Raw genomic sequence first — 11,064 nt, 5'->3', positions numbered from 1 at the left:
ACAATAAAACAGGTAGTGAAACTTGACACTACCTTATCGAAGCAGGAGGATGAGAAAATGAATTATAAAATCGCAGTGATTCCGGGAGATGGTATCGGTCCGGAGATCGTGAGAGAGGCATGCAAGGTGCTTGACCGTGTCGGAGAGATATACGGCCATACATTTGAATATACAAAAGTGCTTATGGGAGGCGCATCCATCGACGTTCACGGGGTACCGCTCACCGACGAGGCGCTTCAGACTGCGAGGGAGAGCGATTCTGTGCTGTTGGGCGCTGTCGGCGGCAACGTCGGCAATTCCAGATGGTATGACGTGGCGCCAAATCTGCGGCCGGAGGCCGGGCTGCTGGCTATCAGGAAGGGACTCGGACTTTTTGCCAATATACGTCCGGCCTATCTCTATAAAGAGCTTGCGGACGCCTGCCCCCTGAAGAAAGAAATTATCGGTGACGGCTTCGACATGGTCATCATGAGGGAGCTTACGGGAGGACTTTACTTCGGGGAACGCCATACGAAGAAAGTGAACGGCATGCTTCAGGCTGTGGACACACTCGTATATAATGAAGAAGAGATCAGAAGAATCGCCGTTAAGGCCTTTGACATAGCAATGAAGAGAAGCAGACAGGTGACGAGTGTTGATAAAGCCAATGTGCTGGATTCTTCCAGGCTCTGGAGAAAAGTGGTGGAAGAGGTGGCAAAGGATTATCCGGAGGTTACGCTCTCCCATATGCTCGTTGATAACTGTGCGATGCAGCTTGTCATGAACCCGGGGCAGTTTGACGTAATTCTGACGGAGAACATGTTTGGAGATATTCTTTCCGATGAGGCCAGCATGATCACAGGCTCCATCGGAATGCTCTCATCGGCCAGCCTGAACGAAGGCAGATTCGGACTTTATGAGCCAAGCCACGGTTCCGCGCCCGACATTGCCGGCAAGGATATTGCGAACCCTATCGCCACGATTTTATCGGCGGCTATGATGCTCAGCTATTCTTTTGATTTAGACAGGGAATCAAAAGCCGTGGAAGCTGCCGTGCAGCAGGTCCTGACGGATGGGTACAGGACGGTTGACATTATGGCAGAAGGCTGCAAAGAGGTGGGAACGACAGAGATGGGAAGGCTCATCTGCGAGAAAATCCGCTGACAGAGCTGTGCAGAGGTAACAGTTCATGCTGCCTGAACTGTTATGTGCAGTGTAACGATTTAAGCAGTTTGAGGCCATGAAAAGGCTGAAAAGGCGATATAAAGCCGGATAAAAGATTTAATATAGTCACATGACAATAGTAAATATATGTTTATTATTGTCATGTGAGTAGTGTATCTGCTGAAAAAACAGAAATTGTGTATGGAAGAAATGATGGAGTTTTGCATAAAACTCCATCATTCAGATTATAGACAAACTATATTGCTTATATCAGGCCGGCCGGACTCCGCTTTACAAAAATTCGGAAAAAGCGGGAAATACTTGTAAGATTTGAAAAAAAAGATGGAAAAAGCCATATAAAACAGGTGAAAAATCGCTGGAAATGCTGTACAATAAAAGATAAACCGAAAAATGGACGGAGACTTAAAAAGGAGACGAGAAAAGATGAAAAGTGATGCAGTAAGAAAAGGGATGCAGCAGGCGCCCCATAGATCATTATTTAATGCACTTGGAATGACCGAGGAAGAGATGAGAAAGCCGATGGTGGGAATCGTCAGCTCCTATAATGAAATTGTTCCGGGACATATGAATCTCGATAAGATTGTAGAGGCAGTCAAGCTGGGAGTGGCGATGGCAGGCGGAACACCGGTGGTATTTCCTGCCATAGCAGTCTGCGACGGAATTGCCATGGGACATCTGGGAATGAAGTATTCACTGGTGACGAGAGATTTGATCGCCGATTCCACGGAGTGCATGGCGCTGGCCCACCAGTTTGACGCCCTTGTCATGGTTCCAAATTGTGACAAGAATGTGCCGGGGCTTTTGATGGCGGCGGCCCGTGTCAATGTGCCGACCGTATTCGTCAGCGGAGGACCGATGCTGGCCGGAAGAGTCCACGGGCAGAAGAGGAGCCTTTCCAGCATGTTCGAAGCGGTTGGTTCCTATGCGGCCGGGACGATGACGGAGGAAGAAGTAACGGAATTTGAGAACAAGGTATGTCCGACCTGCGGTTCCTGCTCCGGTATGTATACGGCCAACAGCATGAACTGTCTGACGGAAGTGCTAGGCATGGGACTGAAGGGCAACGGTACCATTCCCGCCGTATATTCGGAGCGAATCAAGCTGGCCAAGCATGCCGGCATGAAAGTAATGGAGATGTATGAGAAGAATATCCGCCCCAGGGACATCATGACGGAGAAAGCATTTTTAAATGCCCTCACCGTGGATATGGCTCTCGGGTGTTCAACCAACAGCATGCTGCACCTGCCGGCGATTGCCCATGAGGCTGGTGTGGAGCTGAATATGGAGCTGGTCAACGAGATGAGCGTAAAAACGCCGAACCTCTGCCACCTGGCGCCGGCCGGCCCTACTTATATGGAAGATTTAAATGAGGCAGGCGGCGTGTATGCAGTTATGAACGAGCTTGCAAAGAAAGATCTGCTGAATTTGGACTGCCTGACTGTTACGGGAAAGACAGTGGGCGAGAATATCGCAAACTGCATCAACCGGGATCCGGAGGTCATCAGGCCAATCGACAACCCGTACAGCGAGACAGGCGGCATTGCCGTATTAAAAGGAAACCTGGCTCCCGACACGGCGGTAGTAAAACGTTCCGCAGTAGCGCCGGAGATGTTAAAGCATGAAGGCCCGGCCCGCGTATTTGACTGCGAGGAGGATGCAATTGCGGCCATCAAGGGCGGTAAGATTGTGGCCGGAGATGTGGTCGTGATCCGCTATGAAGGTCCGAAGGGAGGTCCCGGCATGAGAGAGATGCTGAATCCGACATCGGCGATTGCAGGAATGGGGCTTGGATCCAGTGTAGCCCTGATCACAGACGGCCGTTTCTCAGGAGCTTCCAGGGGAGCTTCCATCGGACACGTATCTCCTGAAGCGGCCGTGGGCGGTCCCATCGGACTTGTGGAGGAGGGGGATATCATATCCATCGATATCAATCATAATGCCCTCAATGTACTTGTATCGGACGAAGTGATGGAAGAGAGAAGAAAGAAATGGCAGCCGAGAACTCCGCAGGTTACGACCGGTTATCTGGCCAGATATGCGTCTATGGTTACCAGCGGCAACAGAGGCGCCGTACTGGAGGTTCCAAAGAAATAAACACGACAGTTTTGCCTTCGGCCAAACTGCAACAAACGATAACAAGGCTGAATTGTTACAAATAACACAGGAAAGCAGAGGGAAATAAATGAAGACATTAACAGGAGCAGAAATTGTCATCGAATGCTTAAAAGAGCAGGAAGTGGATACCGTATTCGGCTATCCCGGAGGCACTATTTTAAACATTTATGATGCGCTTTATAAACATCAGAATGAAATCACCCATATCCTGACCTCCCATGAGCAGGGAGCGTCCCATGCGGCCGACGGCTATGCCAGGGCAACGGGCAAGGTTGGAGTCTGCCTCGCCACCTCAGGACCCGGCGCGACCAACCTTGTGACGGGAATTGCGACGGCAAACCTGGATTCCATCCCGATGGTGGCCATCACCTGTAATGTGGCTGTTAACCTGCTTGGAAAAGACAGCTTTCAGGAAATCGATATTCTCGGCGTGACGATGCCGATCACAAAATACAACTTTATTGTCAAGGATGTGACAAAGCTTGCCGGAGTTTTGAGAAGGGCGTTCACAATCGCCAAAAGCGGCCGGCCCGGCCCGGTCCTTGTCGATATCACGAAGGATGTAACGGCCGCAGAGTGTGAATACGAATATAAAAAGCCGGAGGAGGTAAAGAGGGAGTCTTCCGATATTACAGAGGAAGACCTGGAAAAAGCCCTGGGCATGATCCGTTCCTCCAAAAAGCCGTTTATCTTCGTAGGCGGAGGAGCCGTTGCGGCGGAGGCCTCCGACGAACTTCACGCTTTTGCCCACAAGATCCAGGCTCCGGTCGCAGACAGCCTGATGGGAAAAGGAGCATTTGACGGGACAGACGAACTGTATACCGGAATGATTGGCATGCACGGTACAAAGACCTCTAATTTCGGGGTGGCGGAATGCGATCTGCTGATAGTTGTAGGAGCCAGGTTCAGTGACCGCGTCGTAGGAGATGCGTCCCGCTTCGCGTCCCATGCAAAGATTCTCCAATTGGATGTGGATCCGGCTGAGATTAATAAAAATATAAAGACGGACGCCAGCGTGATCGGTGATGTGAAAGTGATACTCAGAAGGCTGAATGCCCGCCTCGATCCGATTAACCATGATCAGTGGATTGCCCATGTGGAGCGTTTAAAGGATATGTATCCGCTGCGTTATAATAAAGAAGTGCTGACCGGGCCTTATATTATGGAAAAGATTTATGAGGTGACAAAAGGGGAGGCAATCATTACGACGGATGTAGGCCAGCATCAGATGTGGGCTGCACAATATTATAAGTACAAACGCCCCAGACAGCTTCTCACATCGGGCGGCCTTGGCACGATGGGATACGGTCTCGGAGCCGCGATCGGGGCTAAGATGGGATGCAGGGATAAACTGGTAATCAATATAGGCGGGGACGGATGTTTCCGCATGAATATGAATGAGATTGCCACGGCAACCCGCTATAATATTCCGATTATCCAGATTGTGTTTAACAACCATGTGCTGGGAATGGTGCGCCAGTGGCAGACACTCTTCTACGGAATGCGGTACTCCCAGACGAACCTGAATGATCAGGTAGACTTCGTAAAGGTGGCGGAAGGCCTGGGTGCAAAGGCATACCGCATCACGACAAAGGAAGAGGTGGAGCCGACTCTGCTCGAGGCCATCAGTCTGAATGTTCCGGTGGTAATTGACTGTCAGATCGGGACAGATGACAAGGTATTCCCGATGGTTCCGGCTGGAAAACCAATCGAAGAAGCCTTTGATGAGATTGACTTACGGATTGAACAGTTGTAAAATAGAAAACATTATTATAAACATCCGAATTTTCGGATGTTTATAATGGTAACAGTTCATGCTGCATGGATTGTTACAAATCATGAGAAGAGATATGAGGAAAAAGAGGAGGAACTATCTATGAGCAGAGTCTACAATTTTTCGGCAGGTCCGGCTGTACTGCCGGAAGAAGTACTGAAAGAAGCGGCTGAGGAGATGCTGGATTACAAAGGATGTGGGATGTCCGTCATGGAGATGAGCCACAGATCTAAAGATTTCCAGGATATTATTGACGAAGCTGAAAAAGATCTGCGCGAACTGATGAATATTCCCGACAACTACAAAGTATTATTTGTACAGGGAGGCGGACACGTGCAGTTTGCCATGGTCCCGATGAATCTGATGAAGAATAAAGTCGGCGACTATATCATCACAGGCCAGTGGGCAAAAAAAGCGTATACGGAAGCAAAGCTGTTCGGTACGGCCAATGCGGTGGCGTCAAGCGCCGACAGGACCTTCAGCTACATACCGGATTGCTCTGATTTGCCGATTGACGAGAATGCGGATTACGTTTACATTTGCCTGAACAATACCATTTATGGTACCGTGTACCATGAACTTCCAAACACCAAGGGAAAGACCCTGGTGGCAGATATCTCCTCATGTTTTCTCTCAGAACCGATCGATGTAAGCAAATTTGGTATTTTATGGGGCGGTGTACAGAAGAATGTAGGGCCGGCCGGTGTTGCCATTGTAATAATCCGTGAAGACCTGATTACGGAGGATGTACTTCCGGGTACGCCTACGATGCTGCGCTATAAGACATATGCGGACAATGATTCCCTTTTCAACACGCCGCCCACCTATACGATTTATATGTGCGGCAAAGTATTTAAGTGGCTGAAGAAAATGGGCGGACTGGAAGTGATGAAGGAGCGCAACGAGAAGAAGGCGAAGATCCTTTATGATTTCCTGGATGAGAGCCGTCTGTTTAGAGGTACGGCCCGGAAGAAAGACCGTTCCCTGATGAACGTGCCGTTTGTTACGGGAGATGAAGAGCTGGATGCCCTGTTTGTCAAGGAGGCAAAAGCAGCCGGATTCGTTAATTTAAAGGGACACCGCACCGTAGGCGGTATGAGAGCCAGCATTTATAATGCAATGCCAATCGAAGGCGTTGAAGCGCTGGTGGAATTTATGCGTGAATTTGAGAAAAAGCACGCAAAGTGATGAGAAGCGGAGGATGTAACGGATATGAAAAGAAGAAAGATACACTGCCTCAATCCGATTTCGAAACTCGGAACCGGACTGTTTCCGGAAGAATATGAGATAGTGGATTCGGCGGCTGAGGCGGACGGAATCCTGGTTAGAAGCGCATCCATGCATGAGATGGAGTTCTCGGAGAACCTCCGTGCAGTTGCCCGTGCAGGGGCCGGAGTAAACAACATTCCGCTGGACGCCTGCGCCGAGCGGGGCATAGTCGTGTTCAATACGCCGGGGGCCAATGCAAACGGTGTAAAAGAACTTGTAATTGCGGGCCTGATACTGTCATCCCGTGATATTGCAGGCGGTATTGAATGGTGCAAAAAAGAAAAAGAAAACCCGAATATTGCAAAAGATGTCGAGAAGGCAAAGAAAGCGTTTGCCGGCCATGAAATCAAAGGGAAAAAGCTTGGGGTAATCGGCCTTGGGGCTATCGGCGCCGAGGTTGCCAATGCGGCGGCTTCACTTGGAATGGAGGTTTACGGATACGATCCGTTTATTTCCGTCAATGCTGCCTGGATGCTTTCCAGAGATGTGAAGCACATCATGTCTGCCGACACAATCTATAAAGAGTGCGATTACATAACGCTCCACGTTCCGCTTCTTGACGGAACGAGACAGATGATCAACAAGACGACGATGGCGGATATGAAGGAGGGTGTGGTAATCCTGAACTTCGCAAGAGATCTGCTTGTAAATGATGATGATATGGCCGAGGCCCTGAAGGAGGGAAAGGTTAAACGCTACGTAACCGACTTCCCGAACGTAAAGACAGCGGCTATGGAGCATGCCATCGTGATCCCGCATCTGGGCGCTTCCACGGAAGAGTCTGAGGATAACTGCGCCGTTATGGCGGTGAAAGAGATGATGGATTATCTTAACAACGGCAATATCAAGAACTCGGTCAACTATCCGGACTGTGATATGGGTGTGTGCGCGTCGGTAAACCGTGTTGCACTGCTGCATATGAATATACCGAATATGATCGGCCAGATTTCTGCCATCCTGGCCGCCACCGATATGAACATTGCCAACATGACGAATAAGAGCAAAGAGAAATACGCTTACACCCTGATAGATTTGGAAAATGAGCTGGATGATTTGACCCGCCAGAAGCTGAATGCGATCAAGGGAATGATGCGTGTTCGTGTAATCAGGTAATTTGCTGCCGCTCTGCCGAAGGCTCGGCAGCAGCCCGGCTGAATGCAGGTTGCGCCGGAGCGGCCGCTTTCCTAAGCGGCCGCCCCGGTGTTTTTGGTTGAATAGAAATGAGAAGGAGGAGAATAAAAATGGCTGAGATAAAACCGTTTTACTGCGTGCGCCCCGCCGCAGAGTCCGCATCGAGGGTGGCTGCGCTGCCATATGATGTTTACAACAGAGAGGAAGCGAAGAGAGAGGTGGAGAAGGAGCCGCTTTCCTTTCTGAGCATCGACAGAGCGGAAACCTGGTTTCCCGATGACGTGGATACCTATGATGAGCGCGTCTATGTGAAAGCCGGGGAGGTTCTGAGAGAGATGGAGGAGAAGGGGATTTTTGTGGCTGAGGAGGTTCCCTGCTATTATCTCTATGAACTTACCATGAACGGCCATACGCAGACCGGCATTACGGCCTGTTCTTCGGTGGACGATTATCTGAACCAGATCGTGAAGAAGCATGAGAATACCAGGGAGGATAAAGAGGTGGACCGCATCCGGCATGTGGATGTGACAAGCGCCCAGACAGGCCCGATTTTTCTTGCGTACCGCTCCAGGGAAAGCATAAAGGCGCTGGAGGCCGAGGTAAAAAAGGAGGCTCCGCTCTATGATTTTACTTCCCCGGACGGCGTGCGCCACAGAGTGTTCCGGATTGCACGTCCTGAGTGGGTGTCGGCTGTCACAAAAGAATTTGCGGCCGTTGCGTTTACCTATATCGCGGACGGGCATCACAGAGCGGCTTCTGCCGTGAAGGTCGCGCTTAAAAGGCGCGGGGAACATCCGGGATATACGGGAGAGGAAGAATTTAATTATTTCCTTTCCGTGCTTTTCCCTGACGATGAGCTTCAGATTATGGCCTATAACAGGGTAGTGAAGGATTTAAACGGGCTGAGCAGCCGGGAATTTTTAGACAGAGTCCGGGAAAAATTTGAAATAACAGGAAAAATGCAAAGAGCGCAGGGCAGCAAAGAGACGATGGGGGAGGAAATTGACTCCTGCAGAGTACCTTCCGGGAAAGGAGAAATCTGCATGCTGCTTGACGATTTCTGGTACACGCTTAAGGCGAAAGAGGAAATTATGACAGACGATCCGGTGGGCGGCCTTGACGTTTCCCTGCTTCAGGATCATCTGCTGGCCCCTGTCCTCGGGATCGGGGATCCGAGGACAGATAAGAGAATTGAGTTTATCGGAGGAATCCGCGGAACAAAAGAGCTGGAGAGGAGAGCGGATACGGATATGGCAGTCGCTTTTTCCATGTACCCGACTTCCATGGCAGAGCTTCTGTCCGTTGCGGATGCCGGTCTTCTGATGCCTCCGAAGTCAACCTGGTTTGAGCCGAAGCTTCGCAGCGGGCTGTTTATTCACAGAATCTGATACTGTTTTGCAGGCTATTAAGGTCACTGTTCATATCCCAATGTCGTTTAGCTGGAGAATTACCTGACACAGAGCGGGAGTGTGCTCCCCAGACTTTATCTCCGCCCGCAGCCCCAAACTACGACAATCTTCCCCGGGTCAAAAGACCTTTTGCCCCCAACATCATAACATTGCCGTGTGAACAGTAACTTTTTTAGCCCTCTACTGAGTAACCTCGCCAACTGCCGGATCCTTCATCTGGTAAATGCGGGTCCATTCCTTGGTGCCGTCCACTTTGACGGATTCACTGCGGTTAATACTCAAAAACTTGATAATCTCATAGCAGTCGATCCAGATTTCGCCGTTTCCCTCTTTTTGGGATTCATCAAAAATCAACTGTATTCCGAAATGCAGGTGGGATTCATCAATATTATTTGTATTTTCCGTAGCGCTGTAACCGGTCCGTCCAAGATATCCAATGATATCTCCGGCGGTGACGATGCTGCCTTCTTTAAGGTTTGCCTGATATGGGTAATCCTTGCGCAGATGGGCATAATAATAATATCGTTTTTTATCAAAGCTTCTGATTCCCAGACGCCAGCCTCCGTACTGGTTCCAGCCGATGGCCTCCACATAGCCGGATTCGACCGCCACAACCGGAGTCCCTGTCTGTCCCATCATGTCATGGCCCAGATGCTGTCTGCGGTATCCATAGGAGCGTGATACACCGAAATCATCATAATGGCTGTAGGGAAAATTTTTTGCCAGCGGGTGAAACGCCTTCAGGCCGTATTTCGTCACCCAGACCTTCTGTTCGCCTGCTGGCGTCAGAGGTTCAACGGACGGGGCCTGATTGCCGGCGGAATCAGGGCTTTCACCCTCGCTTCCGCCGGCTCCGGGATCGCCTTCATTTATCTGGGTATCTGAAAGGGCAAAGGCAGGCGCTTCGGATTGCGGTATCTGGATTTCATAATATCCGACCATGCCGCCCAACACGGCGTTATAGGCCTCAAGGTAGTAGGAGTAATACTTCAGATCTTTTGTGAGTTCGTCCATAGAAGTGCCGTTTTTTAACTGTTCTGCCAATTTGTCCATGTCGGAGGAGGAATAACGCGAAAAATCGCCTCCGTACCTGGCGCCGAGATACGAAAGCAGTTGGGTCCAGTTTAAATGAATATCCTGCTGGCAAGTAGCCACATCATACCGGAATGCCTGGGTCATAGCCTCAGAGGTGACATCAAAGTCAACCCATTTGATAAAATCTTTTGCATTTTTGCCGGTGGAGGCATCCTCCTCCCTGTGAAAAATGGAGAACAGATTGCCGGAAAAAGGAGTGGCCGAAGCAGATATCCCTTTTTTGCCCAGAAACCAGCCTGTGAGCAGAAAAAGAACGGCCATAGCTTCAAGGCCGATGATGATTCCGGTTCGTCGTTTATGTAGAAAGAGAAGTAGCCGGTCGAACCCGGCCGTTACTTTTTTTATAATTCGGTTCAAGCAGATTCCCCTTTCCTATATCCTGACACTGCATCAGACCATGAGCAATATCATGGACTAAAAGTCTGAAAAAAGTGTCTCTTATGATCATATGTCTGGAAAAGTAGGAATATGCCTGTTTGAAAGGCCTGTGGCCGTGAACAGTAACAACTTGATACTTTACAATTGCCGTAGAAAGAGAAAGGTGTGATGATTATATGGAAGATAACAGAAAGGAAGCAGAAACAGAAAATTCCGTAAAGGAAATCCCGGAGACGGAGAACAGGGGCGGAACATATGCCGATATTTATGCAGAAGGCGGGGCTTTGGGACCGGACGGAGTGGATTTCAGAGAAAAAATAGGGATCGAAACTCTGGAAAGAAGGCCCGGCTATGCGAAATGTGAAATAAAGATAGAACCATGGCATTTGAATGTACTGGGAGTCATTCACGGCGGCGTCCTGTTTTCACTGGCGGACACGGTGTCCGGGACAGCTGCGGCAGCATCCGGCGAATACCGGGTTACGACGGTAAATGGAAGCATTAATTACCTGAGGGCCGGTAAAAATACGTCAAAGATTACTGCGGAGGCAGTGGAAATAAAGAATGGAAAGACATTTTCTGTTTGCGATTCAAAAATTTATGATGATAAAGGCGCTCTTTTAGCTACTACTACCATGACTTTTTATCATCTCCTTCCAAGATAAGGAGAAACAGCTCAGCTATGCGATGAAAATACTATGGAGATTTAGTTAAGCAGGTGAGGACGCC

8 protein-coding genes are annotated in these 11,064 nt (G+C 49.6%); 7 read left to right on the top strand and 1 reads right to left on the bottom strand.

Annotated elements, in window-relative coordinates:
- Positions 1–57 precede the first annotated feature (57 nt).
- The 6 genes from leuB (at position 58) to CLOSYM_RS09120 (ending at position 8,841) form a co-directional block, all read left to right on the top strand.
- Positions 58–1,143 (top strand): 3-isopropylmalate dehydrogenase, encoded by a 1,086-nt coding sequence (gene leuB / locus CLOSYM_RS09145; protein ID WP_044902296.1) that lies wholly within the window; start codon positions 58–60, stop codon positions 1,141–1,143.
- A gap of 444 nt (positions 1,144–1,587) precedes the next feature.
- Complete coding sequence (ilvD, locus tag CLOSYM_RS09140) at positions 1,588–3,258, top strand: dihydroxy-acid dehydratase (protein WP_003501448.1); 1,671 nt, start codon at positions 1,588–1,590, stop codon at positions 3,256–3,258.
- 88 nt (positions 3,259–3,346) lie between these two features.
- Positions 3,347–5,035 (top strand): biosynthetic-type acetolactate synthase large subunit, encoded by a 1,689-nt coding sequence (ilvB, locus tag CLOSYM_RS09135; protein WP_003501449.1) that lies wholly within the window; start codon positions 3,347–3,349, stop codon positions 5,033–5,035.
- A 120-nt stretch (positions 5,036–5,155) separates the two neighbouring features.
- Entirely contained in the window at positions 5,156–6,241 is a 1,086-nt protein-coding gene (gene serC / locus CLOSYM_RS09130; RefSeq protein WP_044902295.1) for a 3-phosphoserine/phosphohydroxythreonine transaminase, read from the top strand.
- Between the two features lie 24 nt (positions 6,242–6,265).
- On the top strand, positions 6,266–7,435 hold the full coding sequence (locus CLOSYM_RS09125; RefSeq protein ID WP_003501451.1) for a phosphoglycerate dehydrogenase: 1,170 nt from the start codon (positions 6,266–6,268) through the stop codon (positions 7,433–7,435).
- Between the two features lie 128 nt (positions 7,436–7,563).
- Positions 7,564–8,841 carry a DUF1015 domain-containing protein gene (locus tag CLOSYM_RS09120; RefSeq protein ID WP_044902294.1) on the top strand — a complete coding sequence of 426 codons (1,278 nt, stop codon included), beginning with the start codon at positions 7,564–7,566 and terminating at the stop codon, positions 8,839–8,841.
- A 201-nt stretch (positions 8,842–9,042) separates the two neighbouring features.
- Here CLOSYM_RS09120 and CLOSYM_RS09115 read toward each other — a convergent pair whose 3' ends face one another.
- Positions 9,043–10,314, bottom strand: coding sequence for a M23 family metallopeptidase (locus CLOSYM_RS09115; RefSeq protein WP_021641886.1), 1,272 nt, complete (start codon positions 10,312–10,314; stop codon positions 9,043–9,045).
- A gap of 197 nt (positions 10,315–10,511) precedes the next feature.
- Between CLOSYM_RS09115 and CLOSYM_RS09110 the strand changes: the two genes are divergently transcribed.
- A complete protein-coding gene (locus CLOSYM_RS09110; RefSeq protein ID WP_003501454.1) occupies positions 10,512–11,000 on the top strand; it encodes a PaaI family thioesterase in 489 nt (162 codons plus the stop codon).
- Positions 11,001–11,064 lie beyond the last annotated feature (64 nt).

The organism is [Clostridium] symbiosum ATCC 14940 (genome assembly GCF_000466485.1).
Classification (GTDB): domain Bacteria; phylum Bacillota; class Clostridia; order Lachnospirales; family Lachnospiraceae; genus Otoolea; species Otoolea symbiosa.
Note: the sequence above shows the minus strand (reverse complement) of the source record. Positions and strands in the feature narration are given on the sequence as shown.

Excerpts from the sequence above, each read along its gene's own strand:
- CLOSYM_RS09125 (WP_003501451.1), top strand. The coding sequence starts at position 6,266 with ATGAAAAGAAGAAAGATACACTGCCTCAATCCGATTTCGAAACTCGGA.
- ilvD (WP_003501448.1), top strand. The coding sequence starts at position 1,588 with ATGAAAAGTGATGCAGTAAGAAAAGGGATGCAGCAGGCGCCCCATAGA.
- ilvB (WP_003501449.1), top strand. The coding sequence starts at position 3,347 with ATGAAGACATTAACAGGAGCAGAAATTGTCATCGAATGCTTAAAAGAG.
- leuB (WP_044902296.1), top strand. The coding sequence starts at position 58 with ATGAATTATAAAATCGCAGTGATTCCGGGAGATGGTATCGGTCCGGAG.
- serC (WP_044902295.1), top strand. The coding sequence starts at position 5,156 with ATGAGCAGAGTCTACAATTTTTCGGCAGGTCCGGCTGTACTGCCGGAA.
- CLOSYM_RS09120 (WP_044902294.1), top strand. The coding sequence starts at position 7,564 with ATGGCTGAGATAAAACCGTTTTACTGCGTGCGCCCCGCCGCAGAGTCC.
- CLOSYM_RS09110 (WP_003501454.1), top strand. The coding sequence starts at position 10,512 with ATGGAAGATAACAGAAAGGAAGCAGAAACAGAAAATTCCGTAAAGGAA.